We start from the raw sequence: 21860 nt of genomic DNA on the forward strand, positions 1-21860 counted from the left end.
ATGAAGAAAATCAATCTATAAATGAACCTATTTCCTCCCTAAATGGCACAATTAATGATCTAAAATCAAATGTTTTATTCAACTATAAGTGTTTTTTATATAACGCAACCAATACCAGGTCAAAATATTTATAATTTTTATTTAAAAATAAACTGTTTTGTTTAAATTCAATCATTTTAACCAAGATGTAACGTTTTTTTAAAAAAAGATACTAAAAGTCCTTAATTCCCACTTACAATAGTCCTTCTAATTCAAACAAAACCCTTTTTACATTCCCGACTAAACTCCAAAAAATTCAACTTCCCCCTTAAAAAATGCCAAATATTTAAAAATATCTCAAAATGCCACAGAACCAACACCAAAAAACGAGAGACTGGTTCCAACCTCTTTCAAATTTAATTCCAGTATACGCAAAGTACCTTTAGCAAGAAAAAACAACTACAAACACTTACAAATCAACAACTTAACCTAAGCACCCTCATCCAATGACCACTCCCTACTCATCCTAACCAAGACCAAATCTTCTTCTTACCGGTCCTTAATTAAGAAAAATCGCGCTAAAGACACTTGACAACACTCAATAGCTTTGTTTAACACTAAACCTAATTTCGCGTTTAGAAAACCTTAAATTGTGTTTAAAAGCGAACCAACCGACTGCAAATTCGAATTATTGGAAGCGATTTTGGATAATTTCTTAACAATAGCGATGCTATCTTCCCAAAGTAATCTTGTACCGCGACTGTAATAATCAAATTTTTGCCACAGATTATGGCTTTTAAATACGCTCAAAACAAGTATAAAGACACCGAACCACCAACAAAGATAGAAGGGAAAAGTCGCTGAAAATGAAGCCATTATCTCACAAACCCTTAGTGAATTACACTTTCTATCAAACACATTTTTTAACCGAATAGCACGATGTATCGATTTGTATTTTTAATCTTGTTCTTTTTTACCGTCGCAAACACTTTTGCTCAAAACACGCTATCACAAGGGCGTTGGACCTCCATTGAAGCCAAAGGAAAATGCTCGGCACGTCATGAAGCTTCTTTCGTAGCCCATAAAGGGAAGTTTTATCTGCTTGGTGGTCGGGGGGGTACAACCGGTGGATGTATTTGATCCTGAAAAGCAGCAATGGGAAACCAAATGCAAAGCCCCAATGGAGATTCATCATTTCCAGGCCGTGAGCTATGGTGATGCCATTTATCTGGTGGGTGCTATGACGGGAAAGTACCCCAAAGAGGAGCCACTGAGCCACGTCTGGAAATACTACCCAGCCACCGATGTTTGGGAAAAAGGCCATGCCATTCCAGAAGATCGGAGAAGAGGTGGGGCTGGGGCGGTGCTGTATCAGGACAAAATATACCTGGTATGTGGCATTGAGCTCGGGCATACCAGTGGCACCAACAACTATTTCGATGTGTATGATCCGAAAACAGGCTCATGGGAAGTACTGACCAAAGCCCCGCATATCCGCGATCATTTTTCAGTCGTTATTGCTACCGATAAATTGTATTGCATAGGAGGGCGCAATACCAGCCATCATCTGCCAGATCAATTTGGTGCCTTTTTCGACGCAACGGAGGCGACAGTAGATGTTTATGATTTCAAACAGCAACGATGGTATTCCCTTGCTGAAAAATTACCTTATCCCACTGCCGCCGCGGGCGTGGTGGTTTTCGAGGATCAGATTATCTATATGGGCGGAGAGTCCGCTGCTCCGATTGCCACGCAAAAAACACAGGCCTTAAATCTGACTACTGGGGAATGGACCGAATATGCGCCGATGCTCACCGGCAGACACGGGTCTTCCGCTATCCTGCACCAGGGGGACATCTATTTTGCCGCCGGCAGTCCTAATAAGGGAGGTGGGAACCTGGCAACCATTGAGCGATTTTCCATCCAACATGATTGGCAGGCCCTATTTAACGGAAGTGATCTGGAAGGCTGGGAAATAAAAGGGGATCAAGGTGAAAAGCAATATTGGTCAGTAGAACAGGGGGCCATCGTTGGTCATACTTTCGAAGCACACGCGCCCATCTGTCTGCAAACCACCAAAAGCTACAGCCACTTTGAGTTACGCCTCCAATTTCAATCTAGGAGGGGGAACAATAGTGGTGTGTACATCAGAAGCCGATGGGACGAAAACGCAAAAGGTAAAGCAAATAGTACTCCCCAAATGAAGGGCCCACGGATTGATATCGCGGCTACTTCCTCTTGGAAAAATGGACTGATCTGTGATGAAGCCGATGAACATCGCCGATGGCTGTATCCGGAACTGGCGGATCATCACATTACGAAAGAGGACTGCAAAGCTACTAATGCGGTATACTTTGAGCCGGAAGGTGTTCTTTCGTGGAACGATCTACGAATTGTCTGTACCGGCAATCGGATCAGGACTTACCTCAATAATCACCTGATCGCCAACTATGACGGAACGGACGTTTTAGATTCTAAAATCTATAAAAAGCTAAAGATTTATCAGCAAGGACATATCGCCCTGCAGTTACCGCAAAATCCTTCCGGTACGATCCGTTTTAAGCAAATTGAAATCCGGGAGCTCAATCAAGCCACATCTCGTCCGAACTCTTCTTTCTGACCAGCCCTGCTCAGCCCTACTCTTCATCACAAGTCATCAAAAAAAACGGTAGGATTTAACAAGCTGCCCTCTTATCCCGAATTATGAATGCTCAAACCCCCGTTTGGTTGCTAGACGGGAAAAAGTTAGGGCAAACGCATCAGGAGATGATGGATATAAGGTAGTTATGATCCATTGAAGCCTTGTATCTCCTCTTTTTCTTACTGAGTTTATCATCCATTCTAGAAATTCTCTGCAGTGCGATTTTTCGGAGGATATTTAAGTTTTCAGCGGAATGATCCTTTCTGGCTCTACAAGCATCCTCATTAAATGTCACATCCAAATGCCAGTGCAGTTGATTCTCTATGCTCCAATGTCCTCTTGCCAATAAATTGTAGTATTTTGGATCTGAAATTTCTTCAGAACTCATGTAGAATCTAACCTGCTTACTTTCCTTCCCTTTAACATTTCGATTACTCTCAATCTTAACAATATTTTTTAGCCCTTCCCAACCAGTTAATTGCTCCTCTTCCGGCAAAGATGCCATTGAAATTATAGTGCATTTACGTTCTTCTTTTCTTCCATGCCCTTCTTCAATCATTAAGTCAAATTTGCTAGGATTGTGGAAGCGGAATGCATCTTCAACAATCTGATAACTGTTCCTCTGGTTTTTTTTAAGCGAAAGAAAGTATTGAGCATCACAATCTTGTGTTATTTTTTGAGCAATCTCCCTTTGACACCCTATCGCATCAATACTCACCGTAGCGCCGGCCAATTCTATGCTATCAAGTAATTCAGGAATGGCTGTAATTTCGTTGCTTTTATTTTTAACCTTTTGTTGGCCTATGCAAATATTATTTTCACCAACCCAAGCACTTAATATGTATAAACCTTTATTCCCTTTTTGATTTGGAGAAACTCCCCTTAATTTTTTCCCATCTAAAATCACCTGCTTTTCATTTACAACGTCCAGTAATTGTTGCCCATCTTCTTTGAGACTATTCAGCAATGAGTCTGGTCGTAATCTTTGTAGAACTCGATTAAAGGTATCATGAGATGGGATACCATTCGATAAATCAAGGCACTCGGCTAGCCATTCATAATTTTGCTCTCCGAAAATTACCATATCTTCAAAATCTTCGCCATTACAAATCATTGTTGCTAAGGCGATAAAAAGGATATTTTCTAATGGATGAAGACATCTCCACTCTTGGCGAGGGTCTTCTACTCCTGAAAAAATAGTCGTGGGTGTATTCATAGGGCAAAAATAAACCAATTTCTCAATAGTTTTTAACTTGATGCGTTTGCCCTAGGAAAAAGTAAGGAATTTTGCCTATTTCAAGTTTTGTCCAGGAAAGCAGATGAAGGAGGTAAAAGCAAGCTTGCCCAAATTCGGGCTACTAGAAACTAATAAAACACAACAAGCTAACAACAAGCAACTTAACTCAATGGATTTGACAGCACTAAATTCAGATTAAACCTCTTTTGTCTCCTGATGGGCATTAAACACTGCTAATAATTCTTCATGTTGATCAAAAGGTACAGCATCCAAATTTATCAAGTGAGCAGGCCCTTCCAACAACCCTAACTGCAAAAGCATCATTCTATCATTAAAATAAATAGCGCTATTGCAGACATCCTTTAGAAAAATTTCCTTTCTGGCCCCTGTCATCCGATTTTCTCTTACGATCTTATACTCATCAATGATCAATCGATTCCAATTGATCATCAGGTTTATAATCACCAAAATCAAGGCCGCCACACTACAAAATCCAGCCACCATTGGAATGGATATGAGTAAACTTAATAAGGCAGCGGTACCGAAAATTATAGTGTTGCTCATTTTCCACCAGGGCATGGTAAAGGTATATCGCATTCCTGCTTTGACCGCAGGTGGGCAATAGTCCTCAGCTGCAAACTTTTCCAATAAAACTGCCTTTAAATAATTAATATTTTTATAAAAATCAACATAAATATAATAATCCTGCCCTTGAGCGCTGAAATAAATAACCGGATATAAAACCGGAACAATCCCTAAGCTAAACCATGCCTGTTGCCAGAGAAAAACCTTATCGATTTTTTGCCAATCAATTTCCTCCTGCCCGATCAATAGCCCTTTTGCGGTCAATGTGACTGAGGGCACCTGTTTTATTTGTTTTCGAAAACAATAAACCGCCCATGCGGTAACCAATGCACTTACCGTCAAAAGGAAATAATCCCTTCCCTCGAAACTGTTACGCCCGTGCTGATACATTCCATTTATTATTAAACCAATAAATATCAATGGCAACAGTAAATAGGGGATATTAAATAAATAAAAGCGGTACTTCTTAATGTCAAATTTTTGCTCGTCGCTCATATAAACAAATATTCAACTTATACATGAGAAAATTAAAAACCATTTTCTCCAAATTTAATTGACAGGATAAAAGTCCAAAAATTGAATGCGACACCCAAGTCTATCCAATTGCTACTGGGCATCAAAGTCGAAGTCAAAAAAAAACAATAAAAAACCCCTCTCAGCGTAGCTCAGAGGGGTTTTTAGAAAATGATTGTGGAGTCGGCGAGAATCGAACTCGCGTCCAGAGAAGGTGATTGTCGAGCCTTCTACATGCTTAGTTTACACTTAAATTTTCGAACGAGGGCAGGAGGAAAACATCCAACCGTTCGTCTTATCTGCTAGTATTCGGATTAGGATCGCAGCATCTCCCTCTCCTATTTTCTTATAAACGACACCCCAAATCCAACCGTAAGAAACCCCAGTTGGTGGGATGTGGCCCGGGAACTATTAGCTCAACCGCATAAAGCCTGCTATCATACTCTAGGAGTTATGATTAGGCAGCCATGGCAAAGTTAGACTCGCCAATTATGATGTGCGTAAATTTATCACGGAGGTACACGCTCCCCCGACATGCTTATACTCGCAACGACTCATCCTGTCAAAACCGATCGACCCCTATCGGATCCATCATGGTAAAATGGACTGCAAAGATGGGATAAAACCGCTTAATATGCAAATCCACATTGATTTTTACGAAAAAGCTTTGCATTTGGATATGCCAGAGTACGGACCAGTGCTGGCTGAAGGATGGAGGCAGCGGCGAAGCCGGTTGTTGGAGCTCCTGTGGCCGGAAGACCGAATAACTATTTTTTTTCAAAACCTTCCGGCCGCAGAGCGACTGCCGAGAGCCTGACCGAGCGTGCGAGGCAGCCCCTAAGCCGAATTATTCACCGCCAATTTATTAACCCAGCACAATTGATTTAATTTCAACCCCTTAAAACATATTTTCTTTGAATTACAATTGCCCAAATTTGGGCGAGCTTACTTTCTCCTCATTCATCTGTTTCGTTGGAAAAAACTCGAAACAGGAAACTATTACTTCATTTTTTCCGCCTTACAGCTAAACGAGGATTTAAGCATGAATAGTCCAGGCTAAATACCTTCATCTAAATCATCCCCCTTGCCTTAAACTCCAAATACTTGTTCAGCGCACTCACTGTCAGGTTTTCGGGGGCCGTGAGAATCGGGTGAATACCATATTGGCGTAATTTTTTCACCATAAGCTGTTTTTCATTGGCCATTTTTTCAACCACCCCTCTTAAATAGGCACCGGACTCGTCCACCACTTCTTCCTCCAGAAAGGATTCAACCTCTGTATTGGTAAAGAGTACCACCACCAGGAGGTGCCGGGCGGCCATTTTTCGAAAATAAGGCAACTGACGTTCCAGGCTAAGCTCACTTTCAAAGTTGGTAAACAGCAACACCATCGACCGCTGACTCAACTGCCTTCTCAGGTGGGTATAAACGCTGGAAAAATCAGTTTCTTCAAAGGAAGGCCTGAACTTGTACAATTGCTCTTGCAATGTATTAATAATCATAGGTTGCCTGGAAGGTTTTATCCAGGAACGCTGGGATTGATCATGACAATGAAGCCCCACCAAATCCTTTTTCTTATAGGCGACATTCAACAAGACTAAAGTGGAATTAATCGCATAATCAACCAGATCCATACCATTGAAGGCTGCTTTCATATTTCGACCACCATCAATCAGTGCGACCACCTGTTGTGCTTTTTCATCCTGATATTGATTCACCATCAAATCAGCCTTGCGCGCAGTGGCTGCCCAGTTTACATTTCGAATATCATCTCCAATGATATACTCTCGAATTTGATCAAATTCTTTCTGCTGCCCTATTCTTCTGAATTTTTTAACGCCCCCAAAAGAAAAGGCCGTATTCTGTGCCATTAATTCATACTGACGCAAATGCACGAAAGAAGGATAACAGGCCACTTCCTGTGGACTGGCCAATTTAAAATGCCTTTCCACTAAGCCTAAAAAGCCCTGAGCCACGACTCTTAAGTATCCGAAATGATATGCTCCACGCTCCACCGGCTGCAATAAATATTGAAATTGCTGCTGTTGTTGCTTTGAAAAAGCGACTTGCTGCAGAGGGATTTCCGCCGAAATCTGATCCGGAATTTCATCTTGCCATTGAAGGGTGATTGGAAATCGATAAGTGGAGTTTAAGCTCACTTTTACCGGATTAGTATCCCCGTTCGAAAACCTATTGGGAAGCTGTCGCTCCCCCTGAATATTCCCGGTAAAGAATAATAATATGAATTCAAAAACAGTTGTAACAACCCATGCCAGTAATAATAATTGACTCAACCAATACAGGGGAGCTATCCAAAATCCAAGCACACTCATACTAGCCACCACAGCCGCCGCCAGATAAAAACGCATGCTAAAGTTGAGCTGATACAGCTCCTTCCATATACTATTTAAACGCTCCATCATGATGCCTGAAATATCTATCGTGGTGCCTCTACCGCTTTCAAAATCTGGTCAAGGGCCATTTCAACGGTGTACCCTTCCATTTCTTTCTCCGGTGTCAGCATCACCCGATGGCTCATCACGGAGGAAAACACAAATATCACATCTTCCGGCGTCACGAAGTCACGGCCATTCATAATGGCGTGTACCTTGGCCGATTTCATAATGGCTAAAGAAGCACGCGGAGAGGCCCCATAATATAACTGGGCTGATTTTCTTGATTCCTGCACCAGCGCGGTAATATAGGCGAATAATTTGTCGGCCACGGTCACCTGCTCTACCAAAGAACGAATTTCTTTTAAATTTTCTTTCGAAAAAAACGACTGCACCTCCACATTAGACGAACTTAACTGCCCCAAATGGTGCCGCTTCAGAACCTCCTGTTCTTCCTCTGCTGTTGGATACCCCACCGAAACCTTGAACATAAATCGATCCAGCTGTGCTTCCGGAAGCGGGTAAGTTCCTTCTTGCTCAATCGGGTTTTGGGTGGCTAAAACCATGAAGGGGTAATCCATCGGGTAGGTAGTGCCATCATTAGTAATTTGTCGCTCTTCCATCACCTCGAAAAGCGCGGCCTGCGTCTTTGCCGGGGCACGGTTGATTTCATCAATCAAAGCCATATTCGTGAAAATAGGCCCTTTTTTAAACTGAAAAACCCCTTCTTTCTGATTATAGATGGAAGTACCCAAAACATCTGAAGGCATTAAATCCGGAGTAAACTGAATACGGGAAAAATCGGCATTCACCATGGAAGCCAAAAGCTTGGCGGCTAATGTTTTTGCTACACCAGGCACACCTTCCAGCAATACATGTCCATCTGCCAAAAGGGCGATAATCATAAGGTCCACCACTTTATCCTGCCCCACTAGCTTTTGCCCTATCTGGCTTTTCATCTCCTGAATTTTATTTCTAACATCGGAGATGTATAATCTATTTTGAAAAACTGAAGGTGTATCCATTATTATTTCTTTTTATAAAATTCATTAATTGTCTGATTCAGTGACACAAAGTCCGGAGCGGAAGTATCTCCTCTAGATAAATCTATCTCATACCAAAGCCTTCTGAGAAAAACTTCCGAGTGCCCACTCTTTTCTGCCAAAGCATCAAAGTATAAATCATTTCGGTCGTGAGAATCCAATAAGTAATGTGTCTTGATGTAATCTTTTAAATAATTTTTCCGGTGCTCAAAAATGGCTCTTTCCGCATTTTTGTACTGAAACAATTTTGCTAAGGTGGTCGCATAATCCCTGCTCATATTGGTTTTATAAGCATGTGGCTTCCGGATGCGTTGCCTCCGTTGTGCTCCCAAAAACAGGAAGATCAAAGCGGTCGCAATCAAAATATTCCAGGCCACATTTAAGGCTTCCGAAGCCCTCACAAATTGAAGGGGAGACTTGTCCGTGGCGGGCCCTAATAGCTGATATTCGCTCCAGTACCAATGCTCCTGTGGAAAATGATTCGCCAGCTCATTGATTAACTTCCTTTCTCGATCATGAATCAGGTGGTAATTAGAAAACAGACAAGGCAACATATTAATGATAATACGCCCGTCTCCCACCTTTCCTTCCAGCAAAAAGTAGCGCTGATTTTCCTCTACCTGCCCCAGAACTTGCCAATCAATGGAGGACTCCTCCTTAATTTTAATCGCATGAACGAAATCTGCTCCGGAGACCTTCACCTCCTCCTCCAGCAAACAAATATTTAAGGAATCAGTGAGCCCCTGCACTTTATCGGAAAAGTCCTTGAACAACACCTCCGGCAGAAACTCACTTTTCAAACCTAGTGTATCCAGAAAGCTATTGTTTATTACCTGGGCGGAAATCAGAAAATGCTTCCCGTCTTTAGCTTCTCTTAATAGTTTGGAATACTCGTGTTTCTCCAGCTCCATCTTGGGAGCCAGCATAAAAACATTTGCTTCTCCATCTGGTAAATCATATTCATAAATCGACTTTCTAAAGAAAACAGGCCGGGAACCTACATACCATTCCTCCAGCAGGCGATTCCAGACATAGGTGCCATAGGGTGATTTTTTATAGTTGAGGTAGTGTTTACTCCAATCATGCTTGGGGGAAGCGAAATAATAATATACCCCCAGCCCTAAAATCAAAAACAGTAAGGCTATTTTAAACGACTTTGGCATATTACTTTTTCAATTTTCTTTCAAATTCTACATACACCTCAAGGGCCGTTTGATAGGTATTCCGATCCGCTTCATAATCGCCATAGCAAACGTATTGGAAAAAATAACCCAAATCATTGAAGCTTTGCTTCAAGTCCAGCTGAGGAATTTGTTTGGCTATCTGAGAGTGAATTTCCCATTGTTGAAAATCAATCACAGCTCGCAAGGACAACATTTTCAAACTCTTAATATATAAATAGCGGGTAGCGGATTTAAAATCCTCCTGCTCCACAGCCTTTCGAAGCAAATGCTCCAAATCTTCATCATCAATTTGCAACTGCTGCGGGACAATAGATTTTCGCCGCTTTTTTGTTCCTTCTTTTCGGGATAAAGACAGCCAGTCTCTTTTATAGGCCAGAAATATCAAAATCCCCAGGGCCAGAGCAATCCAAACCCATTTGGAAACCGGATGCTGAAAGGCAACCTTACCAATTGGTCTTAGCAAATCAGCGATATATTCCTTCAGGCCCTCCCACCAAATTTCTAATGCCGTAGGCTCCCGAATGACTGGCGCCTGATATTGAAAGGAGGCATCCGCCTTGATTTCCTTTACCGTTTCCGGTTTGAAAGCCTGCTGCCCCACTGCCGTAAAAGGAAAAATAAATAGTAAAAATAATAATCTATACATATAGAAAAGAAAGGGAGCCTCTACTCCCTTAGGCTGTTAAAAGCTTGAAATTTCATCCTCGATTCCCATTGGTTCCTTCATAGCCAAAAGGTGATAATAAGTCAGCACCATCCCGACAATGGTTAACATATTAATTAAATTAGACACCACGGTCATCACGGGATAATACACATATGCCCAAAGGCCGACCTCAATGCCTGAGAAAATGCTCAAACCCATTTGAGCGAGCAAGGGCAAGGAAGCCAAAACTCCAACCACCCAAACGATCAGACCAATAATAATAAAAAAGCCAAAGGTATTCCACCAGTTATCCCTCACCAAATAACGGCTTTTGGAAAAAGCAGCCCCAATCCCCAATTCCTCAATGATTTTCGCAGGAAGCACCACAGACCAGGCAACCGCTAAAAATATCCCTGGAATAATTAAAAACATGAAGCCCAAAACTACTCCAAAACCCAACAAAATAGAAATTCCAACATAGGCCCAAAATTCATCTTTGGCATAAGCATAAACCGTTTCCGAATCACCCAGCGTGCCATTTTTTTGATAAAACATCATCGCCACTATCGTTTGTAAAGCCATGATGATCGATCCCACATTCACCATAATTCCTCCCACACTAGCGATGAGGCTAATCAGATTATCGCCTCCTGAGGCGGTCACTAAAGCACTAAAATTTCCTAGCCCCAGTAAGGCACCTAATACAATTAAGGGTAGGGAAGTCTTGGAGTAAATCTTCAGCAATCCACTAAAATTCTCTTTATAAAAAGAAAAAGTAGCATCTAGTCGCTGATCAATTGAGCGTACTTGTCGTAAATTCATCTTCCTGTTTTTTTAAGGTAAAAAAAATCAATATTGGTCTAATAATATATACTACTAGGATATAAACCGCTGATAGGGTAACGATCACAGCTCTTAGAAAATAAGACCATTCGGTATGTCTGGTCATCACTCCCTCAATGAAGCCGGCCATCATAAAAACCGGGATTAAACTTACGATCACTACCAGGGCGGATTTCCCTCCTTTTTTCAAGGCATCCAGCCTGGATCTATCTCTGGGAAAAAGCCAGGAGGCTCCCAATTGTATCCCTGCCCCTCCGGCAATAACAATCGCCGAAATCTCCAGAGTACCATGTAGCCAAACGGTAAAAAAGTAGTCTTTCCAATCAATATGGTCCAATAGAAATCCCTGAAAAGCCCCTAACATCACCCCATTATGGAATAAAATATTCAGGGTACCCAGGCAGGCGAAAATACCCACGGTAAATGCGTTAAAACTCACCATAATATTATTGACCGTTATCCCACTCACCATTTCTAGCTCTGAGGAAGACTTATACACCGCCATTGGATCCCCGTTGGCGATATTATCCAGGGTCATGTTCACATAACTATCCCCTAAAATGACCCGAACAAACTCACCATCATGGGCGCTTGAAATAATTCCGATCAGAAAGGACAGGAAAAAAAAGGTAAAAGAGGTAAGATAAGGGATGGGATGCCTGGCGATCGCCATCGGTAAAATCTCCCACCAATACCGAATGAAATAAGTAAAATCAACATCACGACTTCTATAGATATGATAATGAAGCTCCCTTAATAATTGATTTAAATAACGCTTGGATTCCCCTTTTGGATAGAAAGTTCTGGAATAGGCTAAATCATCATTGGTTCGGACATACAATTCAGAAAGTTGATCCGGATCAGCTCCTTCCTCCTCTTTTAAAACCCGTTTAAGCTTATTCCAATGCTTCCTATTTTTAAATATAAAAGTGGCCTCTTTCATTAATCTCAACAAATAAATACCGTCCAAATTCTCGATATTTTGCAATAATATCAAGTTTATGATATATTTATTTTTTTAAAGTATTTATCAAAAAAAACCACCCCATGGAACAGTTCGATTTTGCCACCTCTCAGGGAGTAGGAATTTCAAATGAAATTGCCGGAATAGGCTCAAGGATAGGCGCATACATTATTGACTCGGTTGTAATTGGGGTGATTATCCTAGGAATCTCTTTACTTTTCGGTTCTTTGTTTGATTCCGAAAATTTTATTCTCATTATATTTTTGCTCTGCCCGCTACTATTTTACTCTCTGCTTATGGAATTTTTTTTTCACGGCCAAAGCTTGGGCAAAATGGCCATGAGCATTCGGGTAATCTCAGAAGACGGACACCGCCTTTCGGCCGGACAGTGTTTCAGCCGATGGATCTTCCGGATTTTGGAAATCCATACCGCTTCAGGCGCAGTGGCTATTTTAGCCGCAGGCATCAATAAAAAAAACAAACGGTTTGGGGACATGGTCGCAGGCACTTTGGTGATCAATGATAAAATGCAGGCCGGGGAAATTTTCAAAATGCCGGAATTCAAAACCGACTACCTGCCCTACCATCAGGAAGCGGCATTAATGACGGATCTTCAGGCGAATATTCTACAGCGGGTGGTGAACCTCACCTCCGATTCTCCCCAACGTCACCAGATCCACCTTAGGATGAAGCAGCAAATCAAAAAAGTTTTTAATATTGATCAGGAGACCCTTGCCAAGCCGGACTTTTTGGAGGAATTTCTTCAGGATTATTACTTCTATTGCTGGAAAATTGCTTACGATCAAAATCAGGCCCTTTATAAAATGTAGGGAATTATTAAAATAAGACTTTCTAATACACTTACGATAAAGAAGGTTTCTTAAAAAACACCTTTTGCTCACTAAAAACATAAATATATGTGTTTAATTCGAAAAACACCGTTTTCGACAATCTAATAATTACCCAATCATTCGATTACCGATTTAAAAAAGGTGGATGAAATCTATTATTTTATTAAAATTAACGATACCATTTCCCCTATCCATAAACCAAATCACGAAACACTCTAAATTAAGTGAGTCAATCTGAATTATACCCAATTCATCAAGCCAGCGAGTTTACCAGTTCCTCCAATTCATCTTTTTTTGTCACAGGCCCCCTAAGATACAAGTAATGAACCATAGGAACGAAAAATAAGGCTGCTCCACAAACTAAAGCCCCTATCGAATAAAAAAGGTTTTTCACCTCTCCCAAAATTTGGTCACCAAAAAAAGAAGAGGCGATTGAAAAAAACAAAAAGAGGGCAATCCAAGCCCCTAAAAAAAAGAATACCACCAGCATAAAAATGATAGTATAATATGAAACTGTACTCAACCACCTTCCTTTCAACAACTTAAACACAGCCTTCAATAATTGAATAAAGGTAAAGTCGCCGTCCATATTCAAGGGTATAATCATTGAAAAAATCGGAATTACACCAAAAGTCACGACTACTAATGCAAAACAAAAAAACCAATAAAATACCCGCTCAAAGGAATCAAAAAAGAAAAACAGCAAAATAAAACTTACATGAAGTACAAGTATTTGACTCATTTTCAAACTAAAATTAATCACCAAATACTTCCGCATATGACTCCAACTCTGTGTGAGTGAAGGAAAATAACCATAGTCTTCCAAATAAAAAACAATACTATTTGCCTGAGAAATCCCTATAATGATAGAGGCAAACACCCCCAAATAACCGGAAAGAAAACAAAACATGTGAATAAAATCCACCCCAACATGAAGACCTGAAACTCCTAACAAATCCAAATTCCCTACTAAATCAGCTATTTTTCCTCCAAATTGAATTACTGATAAACTCAAAACAAAAACAGGAGCTGCTCCGGTAATTAAAATTAACCACACTTTCCAGAAAAACTTAAAATACAGGTCAAAAGGCGCCCAAAGCCGATCCTCCAAAAAAATCAGATTAAAATGATACTGATTCATGCCATTATAATGTTCAAACAACAAAATTACTTCCTCAAAAAATAGCCTCTTAAGAAAAGCCGCTAATCTAGATATTATTTCCACGCCTACGCAAATTATTCTTACACTATTGATGAAAATCAATTTTCAAAAATCAATTTCGGGTACTTAGGCATGAAATTTTAAATAATTGATTCCCCTCCTAAATCCTCTCCTTAAAAACTGAATAGCAAATCCTCTAGAAATTAGAAAGACCTTGCCTTTCCATTTTTAAGGAAAAGACCCTATCTTCGTCCTTAATGGAAAAATTCGTTGTTTCTGCCCGAAAGTATCGTCCGGCCACTTTTGACAGTGTGGTTGGTCAACAGCACATCACCACTACGCTGATCAATGCCATCAATAACAATCACCTGGCGCAAGCCTTTTTGTTTTGTGGTCCGAGAGGTGTGGGAAAAACTACCTGCGCCCGTATTTTGGCAAAGACCATTAACTGTACCAATCGTACGGAAAGTGGAGAGGCCTGCGGACAGTGTGAGTCGTGCCAGTCTTTCCAGAACAACGCTTCTTTTAATGTACACGAACTGGATGCCGCCTCGAATAACTCGGTGGATGATATCCGTAATTTGGTGGATCAGGTGCGCTACGCACCACAATCCGGTCAATATAAAGTGTATATTATTGATGAGGTTCACATGCTTTCGAATCAGGCCTTTAATGCCTTTCTGAAAACTTTGGAGGAACCACCATCCTATGCCATTTTTATTTTGGCGACTACGGAGAAGCATAAAATTATTCCCACCATCCTTTCCCGCTGTCAGATTTTTGACTTTAACCGCATCACGGTTGGCGATATGACCTCCCACCTGATCAATATTGCGGCCAAAGAAAATATTGAAGCGGAAGAAGAAGCCTTGCATTTAATTGCCCAAAAGGCAGATGGTGCTTTGCGTGATGCGCTTTCTATCTTTGATCTGGTTTGTACTTTTGCGGCTGGCGAAAAAGTAACTTATAAAAGCACGGTGGATAACCTCCACGTACTGGATTACGATTATTACTTCAAACTGACATCGCTTTGCCTGGAGGGGAATCACACAGAGGTACTTCTTACTTTTGATGAAATTCTGCGCAAAGGTTTCGATGGACATAACTTCATCGTTGGATTTGCGGAGCATGTGCGAAACCTGATGGTTTCACGTGATACGGCTACCACCAAATTATTGGAAGTCTCAGAATCTGTTCAGGCAAAATTCGCTACTCAGGCGAAGGAAGCACCGCTTTCGTTTTTGCTGAGTGCGCTTAATCTGCTAAGTAATTGTGATCAGACCTTCAAAGGAGCCAAAAATCAAAGGCTCCACGTTGAACTCTGCCTGATGAAGCTGGCACATTTGAACAAGGCCATCTCACTCGGAAGAGCTTCCGCGGTGATTGAAAAAAAAAAATCTGAGCTAAAAGCAAAAAGGGGAGCTAAACAGCCTGCACCAACGGCGGCCGCTTCAACTCCCACTTATGCGGAACCCACACCAAGCCCTGTACCAGTAGCAAAAGACGCTGAAAGCCCCGTTTACAGCCAACAGCCGACACCACAGAGTCGTCCGAGTGTGAATCGGGCGGTAAGTGCTCCGGTGGGTGCCGTAAAAAAAGCGGGAGGTCTTCCTTCCTTGGCGGATTTGAAGGCCAGAATCGACCAAAAGAAAAATACGCCCAAAGAAGATATTCAGGCGCAGCAAGCAGCAAGCCATCAGCCTAAATTACAGAATCGAGCCTTTACCGCAGAGGATGTAAAGCAGGTTTGGTCCTTTTTTGCAGAAGACTTGCGCAGACAGGATAACCAAACGGCCCTGTCTGTCATGGCACAGCAGTGGGAATTAAATGGCACTACCATTACCCTTCGCCTTTCCAGTGTGCTGCAGGTAGATTTGCTGGAAAAATTCCGGGTAGATTTGGTTCAATTCCTAAAGACCAAGCTCGACAATGGAAATCTTCGTCTGGAAACCGTCATTGTAGAAGGAGAAAGCAAGAAGATGATCTACACCCCGAAGGAAAAATACATTCACCTGATGGAAAAGTACCCTACTTTGGATGAATTAAGAGAGAAATTGAATTTGGATTTTGACATGTAAAGCCATTTTCGGAAAAAATATAAAAAAATGCGCAGGCCTGAGGTTTTGCGCATTTTTTTATATCCATGCCACCCATACCGAAGGATGATGGCTAGCGTGGATTGAAGCTTTTTTTGCCCCAAAAAGGAAACTTGAACCACCAACCCCAACACACAACAAGAAATTTATGTTCAACAAACTGAGAGCATTTCCCACCACCACTGGTCTTAGCGTCCTCGCTAAGACCCTAAATCAAATGAGCGTCCGCTCATAATCCCACCTTAGATTACCCACAAACCACTCATCTATTGAAAGATATCACTAAAACCAGTTGACTGAAATAGACAACCAAGCACACCTTTCTATCATTTCATAATGCTAAACACGCTTTTCCTTTTCATCCAGATAAAAGACGAGTAATAAAATCAAGGGCGGTTTTTGTGATGGAAGATACCGAAGCAGACTGCATTACACAGACAAATAAAAATCATTTACGAAAATTAGAGCAATTCGTGGCTAAAAAAACACTTCAACAAAAAGAGCTTGTTTAAAAGCCACAATTCGTGACGAAAATTTGAAGTATTCCAGCAGCCATACCCGATTATTTTGAGAGAATAGGAGCGCTATTGTTGAGATATAACCAAATCACCTCCAATAATTCGAATTTGCAATCGGATAGTGCGGATTTAAACTCACTCTAAACCTCAATTCGCCCATTCCACCCAATAAGGGTATTCCTTTTTTTCGACAAAAAACAAAAGCTCCTACCACCAACCCGGACTGGTGAAGCGGATTGACCCCTTGAAAAAATTAATAATCCAGCATCACGCCCATTTCGGCACATTCGGCCCGAAACTCCTGCAACTGGTCCCCCTGAATCGGATTTCCCTTCATGAGCAACCACAAATAGGTATCACTTTCTTTGGTCCAATCCTGGGCGGGTTTATTCGCTATTCTGTTAAAGGAGAGATCGCATTTTTTCAATTGGGGAACTTCAAAAAGGGTCAGGGGAAAATATTCAAAGGCATTATGGCTCAACACCAAAGTTTGCAGCTGCCTCATTTTGCCTACTTTAAAGTCTAACTCATAAAGTTGATTATGATCCAGGTCCAGTTCTTTTAACGCGGGCAACTCCTCCAAAGCCTCCAGGCCATTTTGGAATTGATTAAAAGCCAAATTCAATACCACCAGGTTGCCCAGGAAACCAAAACCCACCTCGGGCAATGTTTTCAGGCCATTCTGCGAAAGGTCCAGTTTTTCCAGAGTCGTCATGCGGCTAAGGACATTAGGCCAGGAATCCAACTCATTTCGGCCAAGCCCTAAATAGCGCAATGGAGGAGTTGTTTTCAATCCTTGATTCAAATCCTGAACGTTCAACCGATTATTCCCCAACTCCAAATACCTTAATTCCGGAAGGCGCTCAAATCCTTCGGGTAATTTCCATATTAAGTTGGATCGCAAATCTAACTTATTTAAAGAGGGCATTGACATCCAACGCTCCGGTAACTCAATGGCATTTCGAGCCAAATCCAACTGCTTTAATTTTTTCAGCTTTTTCAACTGATTCGGAAATTGCTGCAGGGCATTATCAGAGAGGATCAGTTTTTCCAGATTTTTTAATTTCGTGATCGACATAGGAGCAGACTCCCAGGCATGAAAACGCATTTCCAAATATTTCACCTGGGGTAAATTTGAAAACCTTGGAGGCGCCAAAGACTCTCCCTGCTCATAAACCGGAATCATGCTGGAGGGCGAAAGTGGCTTCTTCCCTCCATTAAATATGACACGTTCCAATTTTGTCAAATCCTTCATCCACTTGGGAAATTGAATAATTCTGGTTTGAGAAATATCCAATGACTCCAGATTAATACAATGAGCCACCCATTCAGGCATGCGGTATATAGTGGAATCATGCAGATTCAAATGGCGAATGGTATCCTTCCGATCGGAACTGACGGCCCTCAATGTTTCGGACCTGAAATAATAATTAGAGGGCACCACTGACTGCCCCCTACTCTCCGAGCAAAGGATCAGCAAAAACACTAGAATGGCAAAGCCTGGTAAAATTTTATGCATTCAATCAGCTGGCTTTAAATCTTATAACAAAAACCTAATTTTTTCACAATTAGGTAAATCTTTTAAGGAAAGCCAAACCTGCTTCCAACTGTTCGATATAATAGTGGAAACTTAGCCTTTAATTTGATGGTGGTTTTAAATCAATCTATTATTTTTGCGCATGGCTGAACAGATTCTCATTATTGATTCCGGATCACAGGTTACGCAGCTGATTGCGCGTCGCATCCGTGAAATGAATGTTTATTGTGAAATCCACCCTTTTAACAAAGTTCCTGAAATTTCAGAAGACGTTATTGGTGTGATTCTTTCCGGCAGTCCTTGTTCTGTAAGACAAGAAGATGCCCCTCAATTAGACACTGCAAAATTCCGCGGTAACCTTCCAGTACTAGGCATCTGCTACGGTGCACAGTATTTAGCACATGCCCACGGTGGAGTAGTCACTCCAAGTAAAATCCGTGAGTACGGACGTGCCCATCTGGAGCAATTTGATGCTCAGAATCCCTTGATGAAAAATATCTCGGAAAAATCTACGGTATGGATGTCTCATGGCGACACCATCACTTCCCTTCCCGAAAATTTTGAAATTATTGCCTCTACTGAGTCTGTAGACGTAGCCGCTTTCCATGTAAAAGGAGAGCAAACTTACGGTGTACAGTTTCACCCGGAAGTAACACACTCTGAAGAAGGGGAGCAATTGTTGAAAAACTTTGTGGTAGACATTTGTGGTGCAAGCCAAAACTGGACGCCGGATGCTTTTGCAGATACCATGATTGCTGAATTAAAAGAGCAGTTGGGAGATGACAAAGTCATCCTTGGTTTATCCGGAGGAGTAGATTCAACCGTAGCTGCGGTACTGATCAATAAAGCGATTGGTTCGAACCTGCACTGTATTTTCGTAAATAACGGTTTGCTTCGTAAAAATGAATTCGAAGAAGTTCTGGCTTCTTACGAAGGAATGGGCTTGAATGTAAAAGGCGTTGATGCCAGCCAGCGTTTTTATGATGCATTGGAAGGATTGACTGATCCAGAAGATAAAAGAAAGGCCATTGGCCGTGTATTCGTTGAGGTATTCGATGATGAGTCTCACAAAGTAGAAAATGCAAAATGGTTGGGTCAGGGTACTATTTACCCGGATGTGATTGAGTCTGTTTCTGTAAACGGTCCTTCAGCAACCATTAAGTCTCACCACAATGTGGGTGGACTACCTGATTATATGAAATTAAAAGTGGTGGAGCCATTGAGAAGTCTTTTCAAGGATGGGGTTCGCCGCGTAGGAAAATCTTTGGATATTGATCCTAAAATTTTGGGTCGTCACCCATTCCCGGGACCTGGTTTAGGAATCCGTATTTTGGGTGAGGTGACTGCTGAAAAAGTTCGCATCCTGCAAGAGGTGGATCATATCTGGATTAACGGATTGAGAAAACACCACCTATATGATTACGTATGGCAGGCGGGATCGATGTTGCTTCCGGTACAGTCTGTAGGTGTAATGGGTGATGAGCGTACTTACGAATCCGTTGTTGCCCTGCGTGCGGTAACTTCCGTAGATGGTATGACAGCAGACTGGGCTGAATTACCACATGAATTCCTAAAAGAGGTTTCCAATGACATCATCAACCGCGTAAAAGGGGTGAACCGCGTAGTGTATGATATCTCTTCCAAGCCACCAGCAACCATTGAGTGGGAATAATTCCAATTTGATAACAATAAAAAACCGCAGGATGTTAAATGCTGCGGTTTTTTTATGGCTTTTGCATTGCCTGAAGACACTTTTGGGATCAATTTAACAGGGGCGTTTGGATCAATGCTCAAAAAGGAAGAAATTTACCTGCAAACGAATCTTTTTTTCGTCTTCTTTTTAAGAAAAAACTAACGTTATCTCCTATAACATGAAGAAATTATACTTTTTGGCCCTAACCATCCTTACCTTTTTTAATGGAGCGGCTTTGGCACAAAAAAAGAGCAACCAGGAAACACTACAGAGAGGTAAAGATTTTTATAAAATCCGGAAGTATGCCATGGCTATGGAAGTGCTTCGCCCATTGACTGACAGTGAGGATGCAAATATGGAAGCCTACGGGCAGTTTTATTATGGATTATCCGCTTATGAAGCCGGCCAAAAAGAAGTGGCGAGAAATATGTTCCGACAGTTGGTCACGGAACACCCGAACTGGAAGTCCATTGACGAAGGCCGGTTTTGGTTAGGGAAATGCTATTTGGAGGAAGAAAACTACCCTTCTGCTTTTGCTAATTTCGCCAAACTGAAATCCACTACCATCCAGGAACAGGCACAAGCCTATGCGCTGATCCAACTTCAGGAAAAAGATGTATTCACCCTGCAAGGATTACAACAACGTTTTCCAGGGGAAAAAGCAGTAGCCGAAGCCCTGGCGAATCAAATCTACGCCCAGCCCATCAACCAACAGGACCGCCCCCTACTTGCCCAATTAATTACGGAATACCAATTAAACCCGGAAAATTATGCGGCCTCTAACCTTAGAAAAAGTGAGCGAAAAGACGTTTACCATATCGCGGTAATGCTGCCTTTCCGCTTAGACACCACCCATTACAATAACCGAAAAGATTTTGTCTGGGAGTTGTTTGAAGGCCTGGAAATGGCACAAGGACGCCTGAAAGGCATGGGCATCAATGTGGAACTGCATGCTTATGACACCAAAAAGAAGGCCGAAATAACTGCCCAGATTTTAGAACAGCCGGAAATAAAATCCATGGACCTGATCATTGGCCCGCTATATCCCGGTCCATCCAAGGAGGTTTCTGATTTTTGTTTCGAACACCAGATCAATATGGTGAATCCGGTCTCTCAAAACGAAAAAGTTATTGGTGACAACCCTTTTAGCTTCCTTTACCAGCCGACACCAAAAACGCAAGCCATTGCCGCCGCCAATTTTATGGTACAACGTACCGACACTTTGAATCGCAACGCCATGATTGTTTATATGGACAATGCGGCAGATTCAACTATGGCTTATCAATACAAAAAAATTGTAGAAGAAAATGCTACTTATCAGGTCAACCATCTGTTGAAATTAAAAAAAGGCAAGGAGCAGGAAGCTTTAAACTTTTTTACACAAAAGGAAGAAGTACCCATTGCCGACAGTTTACTGGTTAATATCCTGGAGGAAAACCCTGATGCTCCCACAACAGAGGAGCTGTTTGTAATTCGTCCGGATAGCCTGGACCACGTTTTTGTAGCCTCTGAAAATAAAGCATTGGCAGCCAATATGCTTTCCGCTTTAACCACCAGAAACGATCAGGTATCACTTTTGGGAATGGCTTCCTGGATGCAGGATAAGCAAATTCCATTGGATGCCATGGCGCGATTAAATGCCTACTTAATCGCCCCAACCTATATCGAAACCAACAGTGCTCAGTACGACCGTTTTTCTGACCGATACGTCAAACAAGCCAATCGTTTCCCTTCCCGTTTTGTGGACCTGGGCTATGAAACCCTCATCTGCTTCGGACAAATGATGGCCAAATATGGCAACCTACCACAACAGGAAATGGAAGACCAGGTCATCAAAGGAGTGCTTACCGACCAAAATCTTTTTTACCTGTCCAATGACAATCAGGTGGTGCCCATCCTTCACTTCCAGGATGGAGAGCTGATTTTAGCTGATGATGGAGTGGTAAAGGCAATTATTGAAGAATAAAATTTATTG

Annotated in this window: 15 protein-coding genes and 1 other RNA gene; 5 read left to right on the top strand and 11 right to left on the bottom strand. The window is 41.7% G+C overall.

What is annotated here, in order from left to right; all coding sequences use genetic code 11:
- Nucleotides 1-1084 precede the first annotated feature (1084 nt).
- Nucleotides 1085-2599, top strand: coding sequence for a family 16 glycoside hydrolase (locus NG22_RS11485; protein WP_253275723.1), 1515 nt, complete (start codon nucleotides 1085-1087; stop codon nucleotides 2597-2599).
- A 139-nt stretch (nucleotides 2600-2738) separates the two neighbouring features.
- Here NG22_RS11485 and NG22_RS11490 read toward each other — a convergent pair whose 3' ends face one another.
- The 9 genes from NG22_RS11490 to NG22_RS11530 all read right to left on the bottom strand — a co-directional run bounded on the left by NG22_RS11490 (nucleotide 2739) and on the right by NG22_RS11530 (nucleotide 12052).
- The gene (locus NG22_RS11490) at nucleotides 2739-3836 is read right to left on the bottom strand and encodes an ISAs1 family transposase (protein WP_053405862.1); all 1098 of its coding nucleotides are present in this window, start codon (nucleotides 3834-3836) and stop codon (nucleotides 2739-2741) included.
- A gap of 216 nt (nucleotides 3837-4052) precedes the next feature.
- Nucleotides 4053-4937 (bottom strand): hypothetical protein, encoded by an 885-nt coding sequence (locus NG22_RS11495; RefSeq protein ID WP_053405863.1) that lies wholly within the window; start codon nucleotides 4935-4937, stop codon nucleotides 4053-4055.
- Between the two features lie 193 nt (nucleotides 4938-5130).
- Nucleotides 5131-5535, bottom strand: a transfer-messenger RNA (tmRNA) gene (ssrA, locus tag NG22_RS17425).
- Between the two features lie 490 nt (nucleotides 5536-6025).
- Nucleotides 6026-7378, bottom strand: a complete 1353-nt coding sequence (locus NG22_RS11505) for a DUF58 domain-containing protein (protein WP_053405865.1) — start codon at nucleotides 7376-7378, stop codon at nucleotides 6026-6028.
- Nucleotides 7379-7392: 14 nt separating this feature from the next.
- Entirely contained in the window at nucleotides 7393-8373 is a 981-nt protein-coding gene (locus tag NG22_RS11510; RefSeq protein WP_053405866.1) for a MoxR family ATPase, read from the bottom strand.
- Between the two features lie 2 nt (nucleotides 8374-8375).
- Nucleotides 8376-9554 carry a DUF4350 domain-containing protein gene (locus tag NG22_RS11515; protein ID WP_053405867.1) on the bottom strand — a complete coding sequence of 393 codons (1179 nt, stop codon included), beginning with the start codon at nucleotides 9552-9554 and terminating at the stop codon, nucleotides 8376-8378.
- Nucleotide 9555: 1 nt separating this feature from the next.
- Nucleotides 9556-10221 carry a hypothetical protein gene (locus tag NG22_RS11520; protein WP_053405868.1) on the bottom strand — a complete coding sequence of 222 codons (666 nt, stop codon included), beginning with the start codon at nucleotides 10219-10221 and terminating at the stop codon, nucleotides 9556-9558.
- Between the two features lie 36 nt (nucleotides 10222-10257).
- Nucleotides 10258-11043 (bottom strand): hypothetical protein, encoded by a 786-nt coding sequence (locus NG22_RS11525; protein ID WP_053405869.1) that lies wholly within the window; start codon nucleotides 11041-11043, stop codon nucleotides 10258-10260.
- Nucleotides 11015-12052 (bottom strand): stage II sporulation protein M, encoded by a 1038-nt coding sequence (locus tag NG22_RS11530; protein WP_157601039.1) that lies wholly within the window; start codon nucleotides 12050-12052, stop codon nucleotides 11015-11017. Before NG22_RS11530 ends, NG22_RS11525 begins: the two co-directional genes overlap by 29 nt.
- 59 nt (nucleotides 12053-12111) lie before the next feature.
- Here NG22_RS11530 and NG22_RS11535 point away from each other — a divergent pair, with 59 nt between their 5' ends.
- Nucleotides 12112-12858: an RDD family protein gene (locus tag NG22_RS11535; protein ID WP_053405871.1), complete on the top strand. Its 747-nt coding sequence runs from the start codon at nucleotides 12112-12114 to the stop codon at nucleotides 12856-12858.
- 274 nt (nucleotides 12859-13132) lie between these two features.
- Here NG22_RS11535 and NG22_RS11540 read toward each other — a convergent pair whose 3' ends face one another.
- Nucleotides 13133-14104, bottom strand: a complete 972-nt coding sequence (locus tag NG22_RS11540) for a hypothetical protein (RefSeq protein WP_157601041.1) — start codon at nucleotides 14102-14104, stop codon at nucleotides 13133-13135.
- Nucleotides 14105-14298: 194 nt separating this feature from the next.
- Between NG22_RS11540 and NG22_RS11545 the strand changes: the two genes are divergently transcribed.
- A complete protein-coding gene (locus NG22_RS11545; RefSeq protein ID WP_053405873.1) occupies nucleotides 14299-16119 on the top strand; it encodes a DNA polymerase III subunit gamma/tau in 1821 nt (606 codons plus the stop codon).
- 789 nt (nucleotides 16120-16908) lie between these two features.
- Here NG22_RS11545 and NG22_RS11550 read toward each other — a convergent pair.
- Nucleotides 16909-18174 carry a leucine-rich repeat domain-containing protein gene (locus tag NG22_RS11550; RefSeq protein ID WP_053405874.1) on the bottom strand — a complete coding sequence of 422 codons (1266 nt, stop codon included), beginning with the start codon at nucleotides 18172-18174 and terminating at the stop codon, nucleotides 16909-16911.
- A gap of 160 nt (nucleotides 18175-18334) precedes the next feature.
- Here NG22_RS11550 and guaA point away from each other — a divergent pair, with 160 nt between their 5' ends.
- Together guaA and NG22_RS11560 are read left to right on the top strand one after the other, a co-directional pair.
- Nucleotides 18335-19864 (top strand): glutamine-hydrolyzing GMP synthase, encoded by a 1530-nt coding sequence (guaA, locus tag NG22_RS11555; RefSeq protein ID WP_053405875.1) that lies wholly within the window; start codon nucleotides 18335-18337, stop codon nucleotides 19862-19864.
- A 199-nt stretch (nucleotides 19865-20063) separates the two neighbouring features.
- Nucleotides 20064-21851 (top strand): ABC transporter substrate-binding protein, encoded by a 1788-nt coding sequence (locus tag NG22_RS11560; protein WP_053405876.1) that lies wholly within the window; start codon nucleotides 20064-20066, stop codon nucleotides 21849-21851.
- Nucleotides 21852-21860 lie beyond the last annotated feature (9 nt).

It is taken from the genome of Persicobacter sp. CCB-QB2 (genome assembly GCF_001274635.1).
In the GTDB taxonomy this organism is placed as follows: Bacteria; Bacteroidota; Bacteroidia; order Cytophagales; family Cyclobacteriaceae; genus Persicobacter; species Persicobacter diffluens.

Coding starts and splice junctions, on each gene's coding strand:
- NG22_RS11525 (WP_053405869.1), bottom strand. CDS start 11,043: ATGAATTTACGACAAGTACGCTCAATTGATCAGCGACTAGATGCTACT.
- NG22_RS11550 (WP_053405874.1), bottom strand. CDS start 18,174: ATGCATAAAATTTTACCAGGCTTTGCCATTCTAGTGTTTTTGCTGATC.
- NG22_RS11515 (WP_053405867.1), bottom strand. CDS start 9,554: ATGCCAAAGTCGTTTAAAATAGCCTTACTGTTTTTGATTTTAGGGCTG.
- NG22_RS11510 (WP_053405866.1), bottom strand. CDS start 8,373: ATGGATACACCTTCAGTTTTTCAAAATAGATTATACATCTCCGATGTT.
- NG22_RS11535 (WP_053405871.1), top strand. CDS start 12,112: ATGGAACAGTTCGATTTTGCCACCTCTCAGGGAGTAGGAATTTCAAAT.
- NG22_RS11560 (WP_053405876.1), top strand. CDS start 20,064: ATGAAGAAATTATACTTTTTGGCCCTAACCATCCTTACCTTTTTTAAT.
- guaA (WP_053405875.1), top strand. CDS start 18,335: ATGGCTGAACAGATTCTCATTATTGATTCCGGATCACAGGTTACGCAG.
- NG22_RS11545 (WP_053405873.1), top strand. CDS start 14,299: ATGGAAAAATTCGTTGTTTCTGCCCGAAAGTATCGTCCGGCCACTTTT.
- NG22_RS11495 (WP_053405863.1), bottom strand. CDS start 4,937: ATGAGCGACGAGCAAAAATTTGACATTAAGAAGTACCGCTTTTATTTA.
- NG22_RS11490 (WP_053405862.1), bottom strand. CDS start 3,836: ATGAATACACCCACGACTATTTTTTCAGGAGTAGAAGACCCTCGCCAA.
- NG22_RS11520 (WP_053405868.1), bottom strand. CDS start 10,221: ATGTATAGATTATTATTTTTACTATTTATTTTTCCTTTTACGGCAGTG.
- NG22_RS11505 (WP_053405865.1), bottom strand. CDS start 7,378: ATGATGGAGCGTTTAAATAGTATATGGAAGGAGCTGTATCAGCTCAAC.